Annotated in this window: 18 protein-coding genes and 1 other annotated feature; of the genes, 5 read left to right on the top strand and 13 right to left on the bottom strand. The window is 55.5% G+C overall.

Features of this window, described 5'->3' with window-relative positions; translation table 11 throughout:
- Positions 1 to 68 precede the first annotated feature (68 nt).
- Positions 69 to 1,406 (bottom strand): polysaccharide deacetylase, encoded by a 1,338-nt coding sequence (locus KI379_RS24265; RefSeq protein WP_244879417.1) that lies wholly within the window; start codon positions 1,404 to 1,406, stop codon positions 69 to 71.
- A gap of 207 nt (positions 1,407 to 1,613) precedes the next feature.
- On the opposite strand from KI379_RS24265, the gene KI379_RS24260 reads away from it, so the two are divergent.
- Positions 1,614 to 2,240: a DedA family protein gene (locus tag KI379_RS24260; RefSeq protein ID WP_076175754.1), complete on the top strand. Its 627-nt coding sequence runs from the start codon at positions 1,614 to 1,616 to the stop codon at positions 2,238 to 2,240.
- A gap of 148 nt (positions 2,241 to 2,388) precedes the next feature.
- Here KI379_RS24260 and KI379_RS24255 read toward each other — a convergent pair whose 3' ends face one another.
- From KI379_RS24255 to bcp, 3 genes are all read right to left on the bottom strand, one after another.
- Complete coding sequence (locus KI379_RS24255; RefSeq protein WP_076175756.1) at positions 2,389 to 3,900, bottom strand: DHA2 family efflux MFS transporter permease subunit; 1,512 nt, start codon at positions 3,898 to 3,900, stop codon at positions 2,389 to 2,391.
- Complete coding sequence (locus KI379_RS24250) at positions 3,893 to 4,348, bottom strand: MarR family winged helix-turn-helix transcriptional regulator (RefSeq protein ID WP_212985126.1); 456 nt, start codon at positions 4,346 to 4,348, stop codon at positions 3,893 to 3,895. Before KI379_RS24250 ends, KI379_RS24255 begins: the two co-directional genes overlap by 8 nt.
- A gap of 304 nt (positions 4,349 to 4,652) precedes the next feature.
- Complete coding sequence (gene bcp / locus KI379_RS24245) at positions 4,653 to 5,111, bottom strand: thioredoxin-dependent thiol peroxidase (RefSeq protein ID WP_212985125.1); 459 nt, start codon at positions 5,109 to 5,111, stop codon at positions 4,653 to 4,655.
- 211 nt (positions 5,112 to 5,322) lie between these two features.
- On the opposite strand from bcp, the gene KI379_RS24240 reads away from it, so the two are divergent.
- Both KI379_RS24240 and KI379_RS24235 read left to right on the top strand, forming a co-directional pair.
- On the top strand, positions 5,323 to 6,381 hold the full coding sequence (locus KI379_RS24240) for an LCP family protein (RefSeq protein ID WP_212985124.1): 1,059 nt from the start codon (positions 5,323 to 5,325) through the stop codon (positions 6,379 to 6,381).
- 42 nt (positions 6,382 to 6,423) lie between these two features.
- Positions 6,424 to 7,734 (top strand): glutamate-1-semialdehyde 2,1-aminomutase, encoded by a 1,311-nt coding sequence (locus KI379_RS24235; RefSeq protein WP_145161065.1) that lies wholly within the window; start codon positions 6,424 to 6,426, stop codon positions 7,732 to 7,734.
- A 147-nt stretch (positions 7,735 to 7,881) separates the two neighbouring features.
- Here the strand turns inward: KI379_RS24235 and KI379_RS24230 are convergent, their stop codons facing one another.
- The 5 genes from KI379_RS24230 to KI379_RS24210 form a co-directional block, all read right to left on the bottom strand.
- The gene (locus KI379_RS24230; protein ID WP_212985123.1) at positions 7,882 to 9,342 is read right to left on the bottom strand and encodes an ABC transporter substrate-binding protein; all 1,461 of its coding nucleotides are present in this window, start codon (positions 9,340 to 9,342) and stop codon (positions 7,882 to 7,884) included.
- A 116-nt stretch (positions 9,343 to 9,458) separates the two neighbouring features.
- Positions 9,459 to 10,331, bottom strand: coding sequence for a carbohydrate ABC transporter permease (locus KI379_RS24225; RefSeq protein ID WP_076175770.1), 873 nt, complete (start codon positions 10,329 to 10,331; stop codon positions 9,459 to 9,461).
- Positions 10,332 to 11,234 carry a carbohydrate ABC transporter permease gene (locus tag KI379_RS24220; protein ID WP_240913475.1) on the bottom strand — a complete coding sequence of 301 codons (903 nt, stop codon included), beginning with the start codon at positions 11,232 to 11,234 and terminating at the stop codon, positions 10,332 to 10,334.
- A 116-nt stretch (positions 11,235 to 11,350) separates the two neighbouring features.
- Positions 11,351 to 12,676: a response regulator transcription factor gene (locus tag KI379_RS24215; RefSeq protein ID WP_212985122.1), complete on the bottom strand. Its 1,326-nt coding sequence runs from the start codon at positions 12,674 to 12,676 to the stop codon at positions 11,351 to 11,353.
- A 51-nt stretch (positions 12,677 to 12,727) separates the two neighbouring features.
- The gene (locus KI379_RS24210; RefSeq protein ID WP_212985121.1) at positions 12,728 to 14,536 is read right to left on the bottom strand and encodes a sensor histidine kinase; all 1,809 of its coding nucleotides are present in this window, start codon (positions 14,534 to 14,536) and stop codon (positions 12,728 to 12,730) included.
- A gap of 335 nt (positions 14,537 to 14,871) precedes the next feature.
- Positions 14,872 to 15,182, top strand: a binding site (T-box leader).
- 241 nt (positions 15,183 to 15,423) lie between these two features.
- On the opposite strand from KI379_RS24210, the gene trpS reads away from it, so the two are divergent.
- Positions 15,424 to 16,437, top strand: coding sequence for a tryptophan--tRNA ligase (gene trpS / locus KI379_RS24205; protein WP_212985120.1), 1,014 nt, complete (start codon positions 15,424 to 15,426; stop codon positions 16,435 to 16,437).
- A 127-nt stretch (positions 16,438 to 16,564) separates the two neighbouring features.
- On the opposite strand, the gene KI379_RS24200 is transcribed toward trpS, so the two are convergent.
- On the bottom strand, positions 16,565 to 17,431 hold the full coding sequence (locus KI379_RS24200; protein ID WP_089549002.1) for a LysR family transcriptional regulator: 867 nt from the start codon (positions 17,429 to 17,431) through the stop codon (positions 16,565 to 16,567).
- A 205-nt stretch (positions 17,432 to 17,636) separates the two neighbouring features.
- Between KI379_RS24200 and KI379_RS24195 the strand changes: the two genes are divergently transcribed.
- Positions 17,637 to 18,551: an NADP-dependent oxidoreductase gene (locus tag KI379_RS24195; protein ID WP_212985169.1), complete on the top strand. Its 915-nt coding sequence runs from the start codon at positions 17,637 to 17,639 to the stop codon at positions 18,549 to 18,551.
- Between the two features lie 251 nt (positions 18,552 to 18,802).
- Here KI379_RS24195 and KI379_RS24190 read toward each other — a convergent pair whose 3' ends face one another.
- From KI379_RS24190 to KI379_RS24180, 3 genes are all read right to left on the bottom strand, one after another.
- Positions 18,803 to 18,976: a hypothetical protein gene (locus KI379_RS24190; RefSeq protein WP_212985119.1), complete on the bottom strand. Its 174-nt coding sequence runs from the start codon at positions 18,974 to 18,976 to the stop codon at positions 18,803 to 18,805.
- 349 nt (positions 18,977 to 19,325) lie between these two features.
- Entirely contained in the window at positions 19,326 to 20,588 is a 1,263-nt protein-coding gene (locus KI379_RS24185) for a stalk domain-containing protein (RefSeq protein ID WP_212985118.1), read from the bottom strand.
- A 94-nt stretch (positions 20,589 to 20,682) separates the two neighbouring features.
- A complete protein-coding gene (locus tag KI379_RS24180; protein WP_212985117.1) occupies positions 20,683 to 22,290 on the bottom strand; it encodes a response regulator in 1,608 nt (535 codons plus the stop codon).
- Positions 22,291 to 22,293 lie beyond the last annotated feature (3 nt).

The raw sequence follows: 22,293 nt of genomic DNA, 5'->3' as shown, positions 1-22,293 counted from the left end.
CTCATTTTTTAAGAATGACGAAACTCTCTGCAAAAATCGTAGATTCGCTCCATTAGGCACCAAGACCGTTAAAATACTGTGACCCGCCGCTCCTCTTCATTAACCGATGCCGTGATCCCGGCATATCCGGAAGCTTCAAACAAGCTGCGCAGGGGCACCCACAGCGATCCATTGACCGTCAGCACCTGCAGCGTCTCCCTAGAGACCACCTGATTGCCCTCCACCGCCTCCAGCCTGCCCGTGTCCGCATGGATCCGCAGCGAAACCGCAGCGTCCGCCGACAAGGACGCGACCCAGGCCGCCCCGCCCGAATCCCAGACCGTACTGCCCCCAATCCGCTCGGTCAGCGCGCGCAAAGGCACCATGTAATGTCCGTCAACAATGCTGTACTCGCCGGTATCCAGCGTGGTCTCGAGCCCGCCGACATCCAGGCGGAGCGGTTTGCCAGGCTCGAACAATGCGGCATTCTGCGCAATATGCGACTGAATCCAGGCGGCGCTTGGCGCGCTTCGCTTCAGTCCGCGGGCTGTGGCATTCACTTTAAATTGAACCGGCGGGTCTTGCGGTGACAACACACCGAACTGATATCCGCGGGCCTTGTACCAGCTAATTATTTGCGGGAGGGCCTTCACGCTTTCCGAATGGCCGGGACCGTCATGCATAAGAAGAACTACCTTGCCTCCCGGGACATCCGTCGTGGCACCCTTCACGATCTCCGCAGCCGGGACATCACGCCGCTTGGAATCGCCGCTGTCCACGTTCCAATCCGTCACGACGTACCCTGCCTGCTGCAGCAGTTTAAAATACGTGTCGTCAAAATGCCCGGCCGTCCCCCCGGGGGCCCTGACCAGCTGCGGCCTTTCTCCCGTGATCAGGCGTATCTCCTCTTCGGTCTCTTTGATTTGGTCCCAGAACGCAGGAAAAGATTGATAGAGTTCGGTATAATTATGGTCATATGTATGATTGCCAATGGCATGGCCTTCCTCGTAGATCCGCGAAATGAGCTGCGGATATTTCTTTACCTGCTCACCGAGAACAAAGAAGGTTGCGCCAATCTTGTTTTTCTTTAAAATATCCAGCACCTGGCCCGTTAAATCGCTGGGGCCGTCGTCAAAGGTCAGATACACCGTTTTGGGACTGACCGGAGCGGGTTTCTTCGTCGTATTGGAGACAAGCAGCCCCGCTTGGCCCACATGGACCGGATCGGTTTGCCGTCCGATGACAGCAGAACTCTTTTCGCTTGCAGATTCATTGTCCGGAGCCGTCTTGACCGCATTCTGAACCAGGGGCGTCATAGGCTGAAGCAAGGTTCGCCCTTCCCAGACGCTTGCGCAGAATATGAGAGCCATCACCGCCAATACGACCCCGATCGATCCCAGAACAACGCTGAATGTCTTCTTCACCATGTACCTTCTACCTCCACTATTTCTATGAGTTCTGCTTTCTGGTAGATTATATGGTGAGAGAAGTGGAAATAGACTTAAGGAAAGCCGAATCTTTCAAGAGCTTAATCATTCTTGCTTCCGGATGGCATTCCATCGGAGTCCGTTGTAACTCGTTGGAGTCCGGTTGTGTGATCTTTGGGGCCCGACCTGAATTGGAGTGAAAACCTTTTGGAATTGTTAAAATGGATACATTTGATGTTCGAGCAGTACGGCTACCTCGTGCTTTTTCTCGGACTGGCTTTGGAATTTATCGCCCTCCCCTTTCCCGGAGAAACGACGATGGCCTATGCAGGCTTCCTGTCCTACGACGGCATGCTTCATTACGGGTGGCTGCTGATTATTGCATTTGCCGGAACGACCCTGGGGATGACCATTACATACTTTATCGGCCTCAAGGCAGGCCTCCCTTTTCTCCAGCGCTACGGCAAATGGTTCCTGCTCTCCGAGCATAAACTTGAACGGGCCAGCCGCTGGTTTAACAAATACGGGCAAAGCCTGGTCTTTATCGGATACTTCATCCCCGGCGTCCGCCATTTTACCGGCTACTTCGCCGGCATGATTGCCCTGCCCTTCCGCAAGTTTGCGCTGTTCGCCTACAGCGGAGCGCTGGTTTGGGTCTTGTTGTTTATCAGCATCGGCAAAATATTCGGGCCGCAGTGGAAGTTCGCTTTTCACCTGGTGGAAAAGTACTCCTTCTGGATCGTCGGCGCTGTCATTATCGCTGCTGTCGGGTTTCTTGTCTACCGTTACCGCAAAAAAATGCGCTCGCTGCTGTCCAAACTGCATGTCAGCTGACATGCCGGGCAGTGAACGGCCACGGCAAGGAAGCGATCAGCTCCGTCCAGTGACGTCTTCCTCTCCCGTTCCCACAAATAAAAAAAGATGCACGCTGCATGAAATGCAGTGCGCGTCTTTTCTTTTACATCCTAAAAATATAAGTTCATTAACCCTCCGCGTTTGCGGTGCTGACGCTTTGTCCTTGAAGCTCGTTCTTGAGCTCGGTGTGCGGCTTCGTTCTCTTAATAAAGAAAGCGAGAGCCAGCGCGGCAACACTCAGCCAAGTGGCCACGATGAACGCATAGTTAATGCCGTGAACCATCGAATCGGCGGTCAGCTTCGCCATAGCGGCTTTGTCGGCCGGATTGACTGTACCCCCGGCAAGAACGTCCTTGACATGACTCTTCGTTTCATTGGTCATGACTGTCACCAGGATCGCCGTACCGATCGAGCCCGAAATCGTACGCAGCGTGTTGGACATCGCCGTACCGTGGGCGTTCATGTTCCGCGGCAGCTGGTTGAGACCGGCGGTCTGAATCGGCATCATCAGCATCGACATACCGAACATCCGAATCGTGTAAATGACGATCAGATGGGTGTACGATGTTTCAACCGTCAAACGGCTGAATTCATAAGTCATGATCACCGTGATGATCAAGCCGACGACGGCCAGCCATCTTGCGCCGATTTTATCAAAGACCGCGCCGGTAATCGGCGACATGATCCCCATCAGAATCGCGCCGGGCAGCATCATGAGGCCCGACTCGAGCGGCGTGAAGCCGCGGATGTTCTGCAGGAAGATCGGCATCAGGATCATGCCCGCGTACATCGCCATCGTGATAATGACGTTAATGATCGTCGTCAGCGTAAACATGTTGTATTTAAAAATCCGGAACTCGAGCATCGGAATCTTGGATACGAGCTGGCGCCATACAAAGAGGATCAGACCTACCGCACCAACAATCAGCGTGGAAATAACGGTCGCGCTTCCCCATCCGTCGGTACCCGCGTCACTGAAGCCATAGAGCAGGCCGCCGAAGCCGATGGTCGACAGAACCACCGACAGGAAGTCGAATTTCGGTTTGGTCACGCTCGTTACGTTCTTCAAGAAAAATACGCCGATTAACGTGGCGATGATCGCTACCGGCAGGATGATGTAGAACAGAACCCGCCAGGAGTGATGTTCAACGATGTACCCCGACAACGTCGGTCCGATAGCCGGAGCCAGGATCATGGCGATCCCCATCATGCCCATCGCAGAGCCCCGTTTTTCGATCGGGAAAATGTTCAGGAACACGACGGTCATCAGCGGCATCAGAATGCCTGCGCCAGCCGCCTGAATGACGCGTCCGGCCATAAGTATCCCAAAATTGGGTGATATCGCGCATATCAGCGTTCCCAGCGAAAACATCGTCATCGCCGAAATAAACAGCTGGCGGGTTGTAAACCGCGCGATCAAAAATGCCGATACTGGAATCAATACGCCGTTAACCAGCATGAAGCCGGTCGTAAGCCATTGGCCTGTCGTCGGCTGAATGCCCAAATCATCCATAATTTTGGGCAGGGCAATATTCATCAAGGTCTGATTCAAAAATGCCACGAATGCGCCGAGGAGCAGTGCGGCAATGATCGGCCCTTTCCGGATATGCTCCATTGATTGAGCTTGACTGCTATTCATAATTTCTTTCTCTCTCTCCCTTTTGGCTGAAAATCTGAATAATTTGCTGGTGTGTCGCTAGTAAATGGCTTCTGTCCTCCTGTTTGATCTGTAAAAGAGGCAGCAGGCAGCCCATGCTGACTTGCTCGGTCTGCTGTCTAAGTTCATCTCCCTTCTCAGTTATCCGCAGCGCGATCGACCGCCGGTCCGACTGGAGCCGTCTGCGTTCAACGAGCCCGGCCTTGACGAGCCGATGGACAACCCCGCTGGTGGCGCTGTTCCCCATAAGAATTAAATCTGCCAGCTCGGAGAGTCCGATGTCCGGATGCTCGCGGAGCGTGTGCAGGACAAGATATTGAATCCAGGTGGTCTCAAGAGCATCGGCATGCCTCCAGAAAATTTGGTAAAACGTGAGATTGACCTGGCGAAAAGAGTACAACAGTTCGAGAATTTCTTCTTGAGGACCCAAAATCATTCTTCACCCTGTTTCTATTTCCATCTCTTAATATTTCGCATACGAATTATTTTAAAACCAACGTGTTTACGTGTCAATAAAAACATAAGAATAAATTTACATATATTTTTGCATTTCATTTTCAAAAATATCCATGAAATTTACCGGAATCGCTTTCATTAGAAGAGCGGTACCCGGAGCGGCTGCAGACCAAAACTGGGCCCCCGAACCATTCCGGGCAGCCCAGCTCCTATTCAATGCTTTACTTCCTATAGTTATGATCATGCGTTTTAATATTTGTACGGCGAGCTACATAAAATTAAAGGACTGACACGACGTCGCCGGCATGGCCTGCCACCCGGAGCTTCCGCCATTCCTTGATGAGCCTTCCCTCTTCATCGATCAGGAACGTCGAACGGACGACACCCCAGAACTCGCGCCCGTACATTTTCTTCAGCTGCCATACGCCGTACATTTCGCTCACATGGTGGTCCTTGTCAGACAGCAAAGGAAACGGCAGGCTGTATTTTTCGGCAAATTTGCCATGGGATTTAAGCTCGTCCGGGCTGATCCCGAGCACGACCGCGCCTTTCGCTTCAATCTGAGGAAGTGCGTCGCGGAAATCGCAGGCTTCCTGCGTGCACGCGGGTGTATTGTCCTTCGGGTAAAAATACAGCACCACCTTGCGTCCCCTAAAGCTGCTGAGGGTGATCTCCTCCCCGGTCGAGGCCGGAAGGGTAAAATCGGGAACCATGTCTCCAACTGCAAATTGTGTCATATGTATCACTTTCTCCTTTCAGAGGCCAAGCACTGCATCTATATAAATTGAACACTTTCGTTCATTTTATCTTGGTGAAATGCTTTCCAGAATGTAAAATTGATTGTATTGTCAAAAAAAATTATAATAAATGAATCCTTACTCTACAAATGTCTGAACATGTCGAAGACAAGCACTCTCCTTCAACAGGATAGCGAAAGGAAGAAAAGGAATGACTCCAAGGAAAAAAACAATATTATGGATTATAGCCATTATCGTATTAGCCATCATCGGTTATGCGGTCTATTATTTCGCATCGATTTATAATGGCCTGCAGGGATTGCAGAAGTCCGCCGAAAACTCTCCTTTTAAATCGGTTACCCCCGTCGAAGTCAAAGTTCCCGATCCTCCCAAATGGGAAGGCACCGAACCGGTCAACATCCTGCTGATGGGTGTGGACGCCCGCGGCATCAAGGAAGGTGAAGTTCCCAGGTCTGACAGCATGATGGTCGCCTCCCTGGATCCCGTCAAGAAGCGCATCAATGTTTTTTCGATCCTCCGCGACACGTACACCGACATTCCCGAACACGGCCAAGACCGCATCAATACAGCGATTACCCATGGACCGAATACGGCAATGAAGGCGGTCGGCGATCTGCTTGGCATTCCTATCCAGTATTATGTCTATACGGACTTTCAAGGATTCATCAAGCTGGTGGACGCCGTCGGCGGCGTAGATTTTTACGTGGAGAAGGATATGTATTATCCGAGCAACGCAGACAACCATGAATACGATATCGACCTGAAAAAGGGCCAGCAGCATCTCGACGGCACAACGGCTCTGCAGTACGTCCGTTTCCGTCACGACGCAACATCGGACTTCACGCGGACGGAGCGGCAGCGGGACTTCCTGAAGGCGGTCGCCCAGAAAATGCAGTCCACGACGTCCATCATGAAGCTGCCGAACATTTTGGAGCAGGTCAGCCCATATATAGATACGAACCTGTCCGTCAATGACATGTGGAAACTGGCGTCAGTCGGTTACCAGAGTCAAATGGCCGGCAGCGAGCAAATTCCGCCGATGAAGCTGCTGAAAGAGGAAAAGATCGGCAGTGCTTCCGTCCTGACCGTTTCCAGCGAAAGCAAGCTGAAGCAGTATATCCAGGATATTATGAACAAGCCGGAGACGGTGCCGGTATCCAGCGAAGGCAAAACAGGCAACCCAACCAATACCAATTCAACAACCTCCGGGGAGACCGGGGAGAACAGCAGTACGGGCAGCAGCAACTAGGCTGCCCGCCTGCTTTTTATTTGAGAAAGGAAGTTATCCGTCATGAATCGAACACGTTCCGAACAATTATATCAAGAAGCACTGCAGCATATCGTCGGCGGCGTCAACAGCCCCTCCCGCTCGTTTAAGGCGGTTGGCGGCGGGGCGCCCGTCTTTATGAAGCGGGCGAACGGAGCCTACTTCTGGGATGAGGACGACAACCGTTATATCGACTACCTCGCCGCTTACGGCCCGATCATTACCGGGCACGCCCACCCGCATATCACGGAAGCCATTACGCGTGCCGCTCAGAACGGCACCTTGTACGGAACGCCGACGCAGCTCGAAATTCAGCTCGCCCGGATGCTGAAGGAAGCGATCCCGTCGATGGACAAGGTCCGCTTCGTCAACTCCGGCACCGAGGCCGTCATGACGACGATCCGCGTCGCGCGTGCCTACACGAAGCGCAACAAGATCATCAAGTTCGCCGGATGCTATCACGGCCATTCGGATCTCGTGCTCGTGGCTGCCGGCTCGGGCCCTTCCACGCTCGGCATTCCGGACAGCGCCGGCATCCCGACGAGCATTGCGCACGAGGTCATTACCGTGCCTTATAATGACCTCGACGCCCTTCAGGCGGCGCTGGCCAAATGGGGTGACGACGTGGCGGCCGTCATGGTCGAGCCGATCGTCGGCAACTTCGGCATGGTTATGCCGAAGGAGGGCTTCCTCGAGGGCCTCTGCCGCATGGCTCGTGACAACGGCTCCCTCGTCATCTATGACGAGGTGATCACCGCCTTCCGCTTCCACTACGGCAGCACGCAGACCTTTGCGGGCCTGCAGAACCATGACGCGATCCGGCCGGATCTGACCGCCCTCGGCAAAATCATCGGCGGCGGGCTGCCGATCGGAGCCTACGGCGGCTCCAAGGAAGTGATGGAGCAGGTCGCGCCGCTCGGCCCGGCCTACCAGGCCGGCACGATGGCGGGCAACCCGGCCTCCATCTCGGCGGGCATCGCCTGCCTTGAAGTGCTTCAAGGCGAGGGCGTCTATGAAGAGATGGACCGTCTCGCTGCGAAGCTCGCGGACGGACTGCAGGCATCGGCCGGCCGCTACGGCGTGCCGCTGACGATCAACCGTATCCGCGGCTCGCTGTCCACGCATTTCTGCGACCATCCGGTGACCAACTACGACGAAGCGCAGGATACGGACGGCGAAGCCTTCGCCGCCTTCTTCCGCGCCATGCTAAACCGTAATATCAATCTCGCGCCGTCCAAATACGAGGCCTGGTTCCTGACCACGGCCCATACTGAAGCGGACATCGATGCGACGCTGGAAGCGGCAGATGCCTCCTTCAAGGAGATCAGTAAGTAAGAGAGGATCCGGGGATGGCTGGAATCCACCCCGATCATAACGAAAGACCCTGCCTGCGGCTGTTATGCCGTGGACAGGGTCTTTTTTTGTATTTATGATAAGTACCTCTAAGCTAACATCTGGCCACCATTCCGGCCGTCCGCTTCCTTACTGCTGAGGCTTGATCTCATCGAAAAATTTGGTTTGCACCAGTTTGGCCGCGTCGTCCAGCTGCTTCTTGGAATCCGTGTCTTTCTTCGAGAACAGCTCCTGTACGACGTTGGACATCGCGCCATAGTAATCCTGGGTGCCGTACTGGGCTTCAGGCTTGCCGTCCAACAGTCCGAACAGGTTTGGATCGTACTTGTACACGTTGTCGTACTTGTCGTAAATCGCGGCCACCTTTTTGCCGTACTCCGAATCGTCCTTGAAGTAGTTCAGTGGTGCCGGCACGAAATATTTATTGTTGGCCTTACGCTCCTGGATGTTACCTTCGAGCGCTTCCAGCCCTTTATCCGTAAAGTAGTCGAACGTGATGTAACGGAACGCCATTTCCTGCTCATCCTTGGTGGCGTTCGGATTAATGACGAGATAGTTGCCGCCGAGAATACCGTAATGCTTGCCGCCTTTCTCGGCCGCCGGCATCGGATAAGCCAGCACGTTCTCCGGCTTCAGCCCGCCCTGGTTGAGCGCAGCGTCAATGACGTCATACGCGCCTGCGATGACCATCGCCGTCCGTCCCTGCTGGAACGCGTTCAGGGCATCGCTCCAGCCAAGAGCCCAATCCTTCGGAATGGCGTTGGCTTCCCATCTCAGCTTTTTATAGAAATCGAGCGCCTTCACGCCGGCATCCGAATTGAACACCGCCGTATATTTCCCGTTCTCCACCTTCTGAATTTCCCCGCCCGCTTCGAACAGGAAGTTCGTCCAGTTCCATCCGGCTTCATTGCCTTTCCCCATCGGGGCAATGCCGGAGATTCCCTTCTTCACATCAGCCGCGCCTTTGGCCGTGTTGTACATATCGTCCCACGTCCAGTCCAAGGGCGGCACCGGAACCTGCTTGGCGTCAAGCAGCGCTTTGTTGATCATGGTCGACGTGATATACCCGTTCTGGGTAACGCCGTAGACCTTGCCGTCCACCATGAACTGGTTTTGCAGCAGCGGATTCATTTCGTCCTTGTATTCCCACTTGTTGTACAGGTCCGAAATGTCCGCGACCCAGCCGCGTTCCACCAGCATCTGCGCTTCGGTCGCAAACGTGTTGTAGAACGTCGGGGCTTCGTTCGAAGCCATTTTGATGCCGATTTCGTTGACGCTGTACTGCCAGTCGTCCTTCACGATCGTCACGTTCGGGTATTTTTCGGTGAACCGTTTGATCTTGTCGTCTTCCTGCGCCCGCAGATCTTTTTGGTCCGGGAGCGGGTAGTGGATCTTGATCGTGATTTTCTTCTGGGTAATATCGTCCTCCGATTTCCCCGCATCCGTCATCGCCGTCGTTCCCCCAGATCCGGATCCCTCGGACCCGCCGCCCTGATTGTCGCCGCCGGCCGTTTTGCCGCCGCCGCTGCAAGCCGCAAGCACCGAGGCCGACAGCAGGAGGCACATCAGCACCATGGAAAACTTACGCATTGAAACTCCCCTTTTCGTCAAATGGTATGGTTTACCCTCTCATCATAAGAGAGGATGGTTCATCAATCGATGTGTAATCGTATGCCCTTCATGTGCATGCCTACGATGTTGGCCGGTCAGCCTTTGACCGCCGACAAACTGACGCTCCGCATAATGAACCTCTGGAACACGAGGAACACGAAGATCGGCGGGATCATGACCATGAACAAAATCGTGAATTTGATATTGTTGTCCATGCTCCGCGCGTTGATAACGTATTTGTAGATCGCCGTGGCCAGCGTATACTTCTCCTCACTGTGCATCACGAGCGACGGCCAGAACCAGTCGTTCCATGCCGTGGAAAAGATAAAGATGGCCAGCGTGGCGAAGATCGGCACGGACAAAGGAACGGCGATCCTGACGTAGCTTGTGAGCTCGGATGCTCCGTCGATACGGGCCGCTTCGAAGATCTCCGGATGAATGCCGTCGAAGAAATTTTTCATCAGCAGAAAATAGTAGGCGCTGGCTCCGGCCGGCAGCCAGAACGCCCAGTACGTATTGAGCAGGCCCAGCTCCTTCAAATTCACGAAGTTCGGAATGATATAGCTCGACGCCGGGATAAACAAGGTCATCAGGATGAAAAAGTAGATTCCCCTGCGGAACGGCACATTCAGCTTCGAGATGCTGAACGAGGCCAAGCCCAGCACCAGCACGGTCATCAGCAGATTGCCGACGAAGATCAAGATCGTATTCTTCAAAAACATCGGCAGGTTGATGTAGTCCCAGCCTTCCGAGAAATTGCCCCAATTCCACGTTTGCGGAAAGAAATGCGGCGGGAACGAGTTCACTTCCTGGTTCGTCTTCAGACCGTTAAACATCGTCATCAGAATCGGGTACAGCATCGTGACGATCATCACCGCGATGCCAAGCACCATGATGCCGTACACCACTTTGTTCAACGGCTTCCTCAAATCGGAAGAAGAAAGGATTCCTCTGTCATGCTGGCTCATCTAGTAATCCTCCTTGTTCATCTTGAATTGAAGCAGTCCGAGCAGGCTGAGTACGATAAACATCAGCATGCCCAGCGCCGTCGCCGAGCCGTAATCCAGCTGGTTGAACGCGTACTTCACGATAAGCAGCGCATAAGTCAGCGTCGTGTTGTTCGGTCCCCCGTCCAGCAGGGCGAGCTGGGATTGGTAGGCTTGGGACGTCCCGATGATTTGCAGGATAAACATCAGCACGATCAGATTCCGTATGGAAGGGATCGTAATGTAGCGGATCCGGTTCCACACGCCGGCCCCATCGATCTCGGCGGCTTCATACCAGTCTCTCGGAATGCTGAGCACGCCGGCCAAATAGATCAGCATCGCCGATCCGAACTGCTGCCACGTCTCCATGAACACGATCGAGATCATGGACCAGCGCCCGTCGGAGATAAAGGACACCGGTTCCACACCGAAGCTGCTGAGCAGCCCATTGATCGGACCGACCGGGTCATACATCCACCGCCACATGCCGTACAACACCACACCCGGTACAACAAATGGCAGGTAAGCGGCAATCCGGGCAAAGCCCTGAAAGAACCGCAGCTCCGAAATCGCAATCGATGCCACGATCGGCACCCAGAAGCCGATGATGACCGTTAAAAACATGTAATACAGCGTATTTTTAACGGCTGTCCATACATCGGGATCGTGCAGCACCCTGGCGTAATTATCGAAACCGACAAAGGTGTTGCCTTTAACGAAATCAATCGTAAAGAAGCTGTACACCGCTCCTTTGATAATCGGCACCCACAAAAACAAAATGAAAATGACAATGGCCGGCAGGATGAACAGGTATCCCCAAAGATGCTTTTTCCACCTGCTCGTTCGTCTGCCCGCCGGCTCGCTCTTCGCTTCCGGCTTTAACATAGCTGTAGCGGGTTCCCCCATCTGTCTCCCTCTTTCCTCTAATGTTTCTTAAGGATCATTGTAGAAAATTGGGCTGCCCGCGCACATGTCTAGTTCTATGGAAATGATAGCTGTTCTTACTTCTTCATCTCGCTCGGGCTCACGCCGAAATACTTTTTGAATATTTTGCTGAAATGCTCCGGCGACTCGTATCCCACCCGCTCGGCGATTTCATAGCGGCGCAGGTCCGTGTTCTGAAGCAGGTGGCGGCTCTCCTCCATCCGCAGCTTGATGACGTACTCCCACAGGTTATGCCCGGTAATTTTCTTAAACAGGTAGCTCAAATAGTTCGGACTGACATGGTTCTTCTTCGCCACCTCATGAATGGTCAGCCCCTTCTGGTTGTAGTTCTCTTCGATATAGCGCCTCGTGCTCTCCACAATCCGGTTGCTCTGCGTCGACAGCTCTTCTGCAGACGGATCTTCAGCGTAGTTATGCCAATTGAAGTCCCCGTAATAAAAAACGTGGTAGTCCGGGTAGTGCCGGCTCCACAGCATCGCTTTATCGGCCTGGCGGCCGAGTACGGAAAGAAAAGGAATGCCCTTCAGGATCTGGCTGATGGCGACTGTACATTCCAGCTTCAAATATTTGCGGATATGATGGTACACGCTGCGGCCGGCCATTTCGAGCTGGCTGAGCTTGTTCTCGCCGGTTTCGGCATTCGCCGCCTCGCTCCACTGAATAATCGCATGGATGTCGTCATCCGGCGAGTAAAACAGAAGCGCATCCCCTTCCTGATCGAGCAGCTCCTTCACAATATTGAGCGAGGCATACCGGAGAAGCCGCCGATCCCTGTCGGTATAGGAAGGACTGCCTGTGGAAAGGTCCAGCCTCATTTTCATGACAGCAAAATACGGACCCTTCAGCCCAAGCTCCCCATAATCACCGCCTGTCTCAAGATCTCCCGATTCATGGCCCGCTTCTTCGGACAGCAGCCGGTTCAGAAGCTCGTTCTTGCGGGGCTCGGGCTCCTCCATGCGAAAATCTTCTTGCGTCGCGGTCAAAAGCTCATCCACCTGCGGTATTCGTTTATCCATCTTGAGCAGCACGCTCCCGACGGAGTCTAGAAACTGCTCGCTGTTCAGCGGCTTCAGCAAATAGTCCTTGGCTCCGAGCCGAATCGCGCTTTGCGCGTACTGGAACGTTTCATGCGCTGAAATAATAATCGTCTGCACCCACGGCTTGATGATTTTAGCTTGGTGCATCAGCTCGATTCCGTTCATCTCGCCCATCTGAATGTCGGTGACGAGCAGGTCGACCTCCTCCATCCGGACGATATCGAGCGCCTCATGGCCGCTGCCCGCCGTGTAGACTTGACCGATGTCGAGGCCCGATGCGCTCAACAGCCCGGCTAATCCCTTGCAGATGAGCGGCTCGTCGTCGACGACCAAAATATTGAACATGGATGCTCCCCCTTGTATGTACTTTGTAAATACTTGTTTATCCCTTGTTTGTCATGAACCGCCTGCCGTTTCGGCGGGAAGCGTGATCGTGACCAGCGTGCCCCCACCCGGGCGAACACTGTAGACAAGGCCGTACTCCTTGCCGTAGTGAAGCTGTATCCGCTGATGGATGTTCCGGACCCCGTAACCGGCCGCAGGATCGTCTGTTTCACTGCTCAAGTTCCTGTTGATGGCTTCGATGTCCACCGGTTTGTAGCCGTTATCGGAGATGCGGATGCGCAGGATGCCCCCGGACGCCTCCGCTTCGATGCGGATTTCGCCGTCCTCACCCATATTTTTAATGCCATGAATGATTCCGTTTTCGATCAAAGGCTGCAGCGTAATTTTCGGAATGCTGAACGGGTGCAGCGATTCCGCGACGTTGATGTCCACCTGGAACACATAATCGTATCGGTTCTGCTGCAGCTTGATATAAGCGGTCGCATGCTCCAGCTCCTCCCCGAGCGTAATCAGCTCCCTCCCGCGGCTCAGGCTGATTTTCATCAGCTTGGACAGGTCCTTGATCATCTCGGCCGACACGTGGTTGCCTTCCATTTTGCTTTTCCAGTAGATGCTCTCCAACGTGTTGTACAGCAAATGCGGGTTGATCTGCTGGTACAACAGCGACAGCTGCGCTTCCTTTTGCTTTAAGTCCATGTCGTATTTGTAATGAATCAGATCGTTCAGGCGCCGGGCCATTTCGTAAATCGTGGAGATCAGCACGCTGACCTCGTCGTTGCGCTTCCGGTGCGGCGTTTCGGGCACGGCATTCCCCGGCTCATAACGCCGGACGAAGGTAACCAGCTTCTGCAGCGGGGTCATCAAGGACCGCCAGAAATATAAAATGATGATCAAACCGGCGGCGAAATACGCGACCGAGATGATCTGGATGACATGCTTCATTTCGTCCTGCTGCTGCAAAAGCGCTTTGACGGGCACTTTGTACACCAGCTTCTGCTGGAGCACGTAGTTATAATCCACAACATAGATAAAATCCTTTGTAATGACGTCCTTGACGCCCATGGGTGAATTCCCTGGCTCCACTTCCGGAGGAAGGCTGAGCACGCCCTCGGCATCCGGCTGGGTGGAGGACAGAATGTGATTGTTCCAACCGGTAAAATACAGCTCGCCTTCCGGCAGCGACACGGTCTTCAGCGATTCGCCAATCCGCGCGTCGACGTTCGTTACCATCAGCACGCCGATCGTACCGCCCTGATCAATGTTGTTGATCGCGCGGACATAGCCGAGCGTCTTCTGGTCATACTGCCCCTTCGCTGGCGGGGATAAATGATCGGTGAGCCGCAAATAGCCGTTCCCTTTACGGGCTACCGCCTCGTCAAACCATTCCGGCTTCTCGGCCTCGTTCGAAAAGAAATAAACCCCGGACTTTTTGGACTCCGGATAATAAGGGGCAAAAAAGTAATGGTTGCCGGGATCGTACACGTACAGCGAATAGTACAGCGGCTCGCGCTCATCGCTCTCCTGCGAGTACGAGCTCAGCATGCGCTCCAGCTTCTCGTAGGTTTTCACCCGCTGCAGCACCGTGTCCTTCCCCGTCGTATCCAGCTGCTGGACCACCGAATTCTGAAATACCGTCGCCGTCACCTTGTTAACGGTTTCAATATCGCGGCTGATCAGTTTGAAATTTTGCTTGTTCAGCTCTATATAAGCATTGGTTACATGGCGTTTTAAAATCTGGCCCGCCCTGTTGTTGCCGTACCCGTTCAGAATAAACACGGGAATGACGAGAACCAGAAACAGCAGGATCATCTGCTGCCTGACGTTCATTCTCGCCAGCGGATTGCGGATCCCCCGCTTCATCAGTCATAACACCTCCAGCTTTCCTTCAATATACCAACAATAAAAATGGGGAAGTATGTGCGTTTCTACGACAATCATTCGCGATTGTAAGATATGCCCCAGCAGACAGGCCCATGGGCGATTAGTCCTAGTGTAATTTATTTTCGACGGCTTGCCAGTAAAATTTTACGGCAGTGTTATTGGCGGGCCGCGGCGGTGGAATAGCGACGGGATAACAACGGAATAGCAAAAGGTTTACCACGGGATCGTGACCGAATAGCACCGGGATTGCAACGGAATAACGGCAGATGCCCTCTTTCCTTCCTCGAAAAAATGAGCTACAATAATTCAAATCCATTTTCACGATGATGAAGAAGAGTACGCGCGAATTGCGGCCTCACAGAGAACCGGCGGGTGGTGCAAGCCGGTGGCGGCGCGCGCGGAAGTGGGCTTCGGAGTGCCCCGTCTGAACAGGAACGCTTCCCCAAAGAAGCGGACAGTAGGATGGGCGGCAGGTCCCCACCGTTAACCGGGGCAGGGTATCGAGGAAGGCATACGCAATTTCTTTTCGTTTAGCGCCGAAATCCGTACCTTTTGAGCAGGGCTGCATCCCTAGAGGATGGCGGCCAATCAAGGTGGCACCGCGGGCTAGAGCCCCGTCCTTGGATAGATCTCCGTCTGGAAATTTTTCAGCATGGAGATCCCAAGGGCGGGGCTTTTTTGGCGTTGATATAAGAACGTACGCCCTTCTGCCCGATCAACGAAAGCAAAACTGAAAACTGCATGATTGAAGGAGGTGATGGCCATGGATGACGGCTGGTGGTGGCGTCCCGGGAAGACCGGGTTACTAGACATGATCGCAAATGAAGTTCCGTATACAAAACAATTTCAATTCAGGAGGAATAACCATGACAATTTCAACAAACTCACAACCCAAGGACATTGTCCTCACCGGAGACCGGACGACCGGCAAGCTGCATCTCGGCCATTACGTCGGCAGCCTGAAGAACCGGGTGCAGCTTCAACAGCAGTACGAAACCTATATCATGCTGGCGGATGTGCAGGCGCTGACCACCCATTTTCATACGCCGGAAACGCTGGCCGGAAGCGTGCGGCAGGTGGCGCTGGACTATTTGTCGGTAGGCATTGATCCCGACCAGGCGACGTTGTTCGTGCAGTCGATGATCCCCGAGATTGCCGAGCTGACGGTGTTTTATTCGATGTTCGTGTCAGTCAGCTCGCTGCGCCACAACCCGACGATCAAGAGCGAAGCGGCCGAGCGCGGATACGAGGATCTGTATTACGGTTTCCTCGGCTACCCGGTCAGCCAGGCGGCGGACATCACCTTCTGCAAAGCCACCCTGGTTCCCGCGGGCGATGACCAGATTCCCCATATCGAGCAGGCGCGCAAAATCGTCCGGCGCTTTAACGAGCTGTACGCCCCCGTCCTGGTGGAACCGCAAATTATCGTGGGTGAGCGGCTGGATGGGCTCGACGGTTCGAGTAAAATGAGCAAAAGCCTCGGCAACGCCATCTCCCTCGATTCCACCACGGATGAGGTCCGCAGCCGGATTCGCAAGGCCCCAACCGATCCGGCGCGCGTGCACAAAACCGATCCCGGCCATCCGGAGGTCTGCACGATTTACGGGTATCACCGGATTTTTCGCCCGGAGGACAGCGGCAATATTCATGACATGTGCACCCGAGGCACGCTCGGCTGTGCCGCCTGCAAAGCTAAAATCACGGGAGCGATCGAAGAGGTGCTGGAGCCGATCCGCGAACGCCGCGCCCGGTATGAACAGCGTCCCGGTGACATCGACGACATCCTGATGGCAGGTACCACCAAAGCCCGCGAGACCGCGCGCCAAACGATGGGCGAAGTGCGGGAGGCTATGGGGATCAACTATTTTGACCGGAGATAAAATCGCAATAAAAATGGGCTGCCCGGAACCCTCCGGTTAGCCCATAGGAGAATATCCGTCCAAGGTGATACGGTAGAAACCGTTCCTTGGGCGGTTTTTTTGATTGGTAATAACGAAGCGGCACGCTTTAAAAGCTCTGGACCAGGAAGTCCCGAAATTCGCGCGCAGCTTGGGATAAATAGCGCTCCTTTTGCCATGCGATTTGGTAAGTGCGCCGGCAGACCGGTTCCTCGATCCGCAGCACATGAAACGAAAATCCGATCCGGTCTACCAGCGTTTCAGGGATAAAGGCGATGCCTACTCCCGCCCGGATAAAATGGCCAACGGCCGAATGCTCATCCACCTCGCACACAATATCCGGCTCAAACCCGGCCTGCCTGCAAAACTGATCCGTCATTTTCCGAAATGGATTGCTGCTCTGGATGCAAATAAAAGCCTCCCCCGCCGCCTCGCTTAACCGGATGCTGCTGCGGCCCGCAAACCGATGTGACGAAGGTACCGCCAGCAAAATTTCTTCCGTCAAAAAGGAAATTCCCTCGATGCCCGGCTGCTCGATCGGTGGGAACGTGATGCACAGGTCCAGCTCCCCGCTTAACAGCTTATCCCGCTTCTCCTGCTCTCCCGCCTGGGAAATTTGCAGCCGGATTCCCGGATGCATCCCCAGAAAATCTCCGATCCGGTCGGAGAAGCATTTATGCGTGGTCGTCGCCAGATTCACCCTGCCCTTCTCCGCTCCCGCCAGATCTTCGAGTTCCCTTTTTCCGTCTTCCAGGGCGTTCAGCGCGGTCTCCACCCTGCGCAAATATGCCCGGCCGAAGGCGTTCAGCTGGATCTGCCGCCCCTTCCGGTCAAACAGCGGCACGCCCAGGTCCTCTTCCAGCCGTGAAATCGTCTTACTGAGGGCAGGCTGGGCAATGCGCAGCTCTTCCGCCGCCCGGGTCATGTGCTCAAGTTCGGCAACTTTGCGAAAATATTGAAGCTGCAGCAGTTCCATCGAAATCCCTCCTTATATACCAAAGGTTATTAATAAATAGCATTATATATATTTTTTATTATTTATGATCGATTATAGAATAAATACAGGCCGAAGGCGAGAGAGGCTGCTCAAACTCACCGCAGGAGGCATGAAATCAAAGCTCTGGATATTACTATATTCAATGACCGAAAGGATGATCGATAGCATGACAGAACAACAGACAATGAAAGCGGCGGTGATCCGCGCGTTCGGTCCGCCGGACGTACTGCATACGGCGGATGTGCCGCTCCCCTTACCCGGCCCTGATGAAGTCAGGGTTCGCGTAAAAGCGGCCGGCGTTCAACCGTTCGACCTGGCCGTCCGGGAAAGGGGATGGGTCCCGACTGGTCTAAGCATCCGGTTTCCGCAAATTCTCGGCAATGACTTCGCCGGAACTATCGAGCAGGCTGGAGACCACGTAACGGACTTCGCGGCTGGCGATGACGTAATCGGCTGGGCTCTGCTGGCCAGCTACGCCGAATACGTCGTCGTTCCCGCCAGCCAAATCGTACGTAAGCCGCCGGGCATCCCTTGGACAGAAGCTGGGGCGCTCGCAGCTTCGGGGCAAACCGCCCACACCGCCCTGCAGGAGCTTCGCGTCGGGGAGGGCGATACCGTCCTGATCCATGGCGCCGCCGGCGGGGTCGGCACCATGGCCGTCCAGCTTGCCCGCGCCTTGGGCGCCACGGTTATCGGTACCGCCAGCGAGCGGAACCACGACTACCTGCGCACACTGGGGGCCATCCCCGTCGCCTACGGCCCCGGCCTTGGCGATCGGGTGCGTGCCTTGGCTCCCGGCGGCGTCGATGCGGCCCTCGACGCTGCCGGGAGGGATGCGCTCCGCGTATCCGTGGACCTCGTCCCGGACAGGGAGCGCATCGGCACGATCGTGGACGGCGAGCTTGCAGCGGAGCTCGGCGTCCGCATGATCCGCAGCCAGCGCTCGGCCGCGCGGCTGGCCGAGCTGGCGGAGCTCTGCGCCGCGGGCAAGCTGAAGGTCCGCGTCCGCAGGACCTTCCCGCTGGAAGAGGCCGCCGCGGCGCATCACGAGCTGGCCAGCGGGCATGGCCAGGGCAAGATCGTGCTGGTGATCGGGTAAGGGAAGCTACTGCTGGAGTCCCCGCCATCCGCAGCAGACTCGGCCGGCGTTGCCCGGCTGTCCGGCCAATTGTGGTATCCGTCGCATGGGTGTGGCCAGAAGCTGGTTGGCCGGTGAATCGGTTGGCCGCAGTGCAGTGGGAACGGGTAGTCCTCGTGCCTTCGAATGGAGAAAAGTAGAAGCGGGTTTTGAGAATACGGAGTGGCAGCAGATGTGTTAGCTGATGTGTAGGGGCTCCAGTCGGCTCGCCTTCACAGGTGCCCCCCTTCCCCGATTCCAGCGGGGCTGGCCGGATTCATGCTGGAGAAGCGGCAGCGGCCGCCTTTGTGAGCGAATTTCTTCCTCATCGTCCATTCCCAGAAATTCGCGAGCAACAGCGGCCGGAAGCATGAGCCGGACGCGTAGCGGGCTTGAAAGATTGCCATGGAGGGTCTTCAACAGAGGTATGGGCTTCAAAGCTCGTGCCTTCACAGCTTCGAAGCAGATGCGCACTGTACAATTTACTGCCTATGCGCAGCAGGCATGGCTCTCCCCTTCCCCGAATCCAGCGGAGCGGCCGGATTCATGCTGGAGAAGCGGCAGCGGCCGCCTTTGTGAGCGAATTTCTTCCTCATCGTCCATTCCCAGAAATTCGCGAGCAACAGCGGTCGGAAGCATGAGCCGGACGCGCAGCGGGCTTACAAGAAGACTTCGGAGCGACACAACCAGAGGCTAAGCCTCGAAGCGCAATAAACAAGGGCTCCCCCATCACCGGGGAAGCCCTTCTCGTGCTTATTATGGATTGATAAATGCCGTTCTCAGCTTCGCCACGTACTGGACGTCGAAGCCGAGGCCTTGCGCCAGCGCTGCCAGCGGTACGTACGTCTTCGATTCCTTGCCAACCTTGTTCAGGAACGCCGGTGCGCCGACGGCGACCGGTTGGCCGTTCACCTTCACGGAGCTGGCACCGATCGTGATCACGACTGTGTTGCCCGCGTAACTGATCGTCGCGCTGGACGTCTTGCCGTCCCACTTGGAGGTGGCGCCGACCGCGTTCACGATGTCCTGGATGGCCACGAAATTCGCGCCGTTCTTGATGACCGGCTTGTAAGGCGTGTTCAGCTCCTTGCCGCCGACGATGATGCCCATCGGTGCGCCCGCCTCGTGAACAACCAGCTTGGTGTAGCCGCCCCAGATCACTTCGGAGAAGACTTTGGCCATCGCCTCATACCCCATCTGGTTCGGGTGGATGTCCCGATCCGCGATGATATGCGTCATCGTGCCCTCGCCGCCGACGAACTCCTTGGCCACATGGGCCACCTTGACATTGACGCCCTGCGACTGATAGGAGGCCGCCATCTTGTCAATGACGTCCGTAAAAGCCTGGGCTGCCTGCCCCAGCTTCGGATACAGCGCCTTGTCGGCGATTTCCGGCATCGGCTGGTACTGGTCGGCGACCACGATCAGCGCGTCCGGATTCAAGCCGTGCAGGTCGTCCAGCACGACCTTCATGCTGTCCGAGTACAGCTTGAACAGCTCCTGTACGCGGTCGGACAGCTGCTGGTCCGTCATTTGGCTCCCGGTCTCAAGCAGCTGGGACATGTCGTTGCCGCCGATCGTGATCGTAATGGCGTCTGCGCCCTTCACGGCCGCTTGGGTCTGTGGAGCCGCTGCGCCGATCTGGGCGGTCCGGGGATCCGGCAGGTTCGGCTGAATCGCCTCGGCACCGATCGGCTGTCCGGCTGCGACGGCTTCCACAAAGTTTTGGAGCCCTTGGCTCTTCAGCCCGGCAATCCCCACGTTCAGCGTTTCCGTCCGGCCGTGAAGCAGCCCCTGCTCCTGCAGGCGGTCCACAAAACCGTAAGGAACGTCCTTCTCTCCCTTGCCGGGCTCATAGCCGACGGTTAACGAATCGCCGAAGGCGACGATCCGGTAGGGCTCTTTCGCCGCCGCTTGCGGTGAAGAAGCGGGTGCCGCTCCCGCCGCGCTCAGCACCAGGGCCGAAGACAGCAGCGCAGCGGACAGCGAGCCTATGTACTTGTGAACAGTTCGAAGCATGTGATCACTCCTTATTCAATGGAACAAGCCTCCGGCAGGACGCCAAAGGCTTGCTTGCTAACTTCAGTTTACCACCATTTACCGGTTTGGGGGATTAGTTTTTCCCCGAAATGGCGGCATGCGATTCCCGGTATTCCGTCGGGGTTTGGCCCGTGGCCTTTTTAAAAACCTGAGTAAAATATTTCGGATCCTGATACCCCACCAGCGGCGCGATTTGATACACTTTTACGCTCGTATGGCTCAGCATGTACTTGGCTTTGTCCATCCGGCACTCCGTTAAATACTCAAGGAACGTATAGCCCGATACCTGCTTGAACAAGGTGCAGAAATGGCTGATGCTCAGGTCTGCGACTTCCGCAACCTCCTCGATGCTGAGATCTTGATGATAATGGTTCGAGATATACTGCTTCGCCTTTTCAACCACGGTTGGCCCGTCTTCACGCTGCTGGCTTTTCAGGTGATCCGTCAGCTGCACCGCAAACGCTTCTTTAAGCAGAGCGATCGCGTCATGCAGGCTTCCCTGGTCATGCAGCTCATGAATCAGGCCGTCCAGGCGCCAATCCATCGGCGGATTTCCCTGCTCCAGCTGGCGGCACAGGACGATCGTCAGCTCGATGAGCAGCCGCTCGGCTCCCTCCTTCGGATAGGCCTGTTCTTCCAGATATCCCTTCAGCTCATCCCAGCATGCGTTCAGGAGCCCCGTATCGAGCGTCCGGATGGCGTCCAGCAGCTGTGATTCCAGATGCTTCGGATATTTTAAATCCGGATGCCCGGCCATATCCTTATGTTCCGTATCGGCAAACACACCCTCCTGCTCGGAGTAAAAGCGCTGGTACAGCGCCCGGGCTGCCCCGTCATAGGCTCGGCTCAGCTGATGGATTCCCCGGGTCGTCCGGCTGAGGCCCACCGAGCACTTCAGCTTGGAATACGTACGGATCCGGTCGATCAGGTCGTGGCCAAGCGTGATTTTCCGCGGCTGCAGCGCATCGGGGAACAGCACGATCCATTCTCCGCTGTGAAAAGGAAATACCGCCAGGCATCCGTACTGCTGCGACCACTCCTCCAAAATGTTGCGGACCGCAAACAGCCACAGCCGCTTTTCGGCCATCGACCACCGTTCGCTCAGCTGGTGGTAATGATCCAGCTGCACAACGGCCATAAAGTAGTCCTCATCCAGTTCATGGCTCTCCAGCCACGCCAGCGGTCCGCGCGGACGGTCGTTGCCCTCGATCCATTCCGCGTACATCCGCTCGCGGGCCATCACGGACAGCACCTGAACCGAGTGCAGCAGTCTGTCGTCGGCCCGCCGCGCGTCCAGCCGGGCAGCGGCCCGCTTCAGCATCTCTGTCAATTCGTCATGATCGATGGGCTTCAGCAGATAGTCGAAAGCCCCCTGCCGAAGCGCCTCCCTGGCATATTCAAATTCGCCATAACCGCTGATCACGATGAAAATGCGCCCAGGGTTCTCCGTAAGCACTTCCTTCATCAGCGTAATGCCATCCATGCCGGGCATGCGGATATCGCTGATGATGATGTCCGGCGCATGCTCCCGGATCAAATCGAGCGCCCCTTCCCCGTTCTTCGCCACGCCGGCCACCTCGATGCCCAGCTCCTCCCAGGGGATGGCAGCCTTCAGACTCCGCAGAATGATCGGTTCGTCATCCACCAATATGGCTGTGTAATGCCGGCCAGAACCTTCCACTTC

Source organism: Paenibacillus cineris, assembly GCF_018333335.1.
Lineage (GTDB): Bacteria > Bacillota > Bacilli > Paenibacillales > Paenibacillaceae > Paenibacillus_AQ > Paenibacillus_AQ favisporus.
This window is presented reverse-complemented; position numbering and strand designations above follow the sequence as displayed.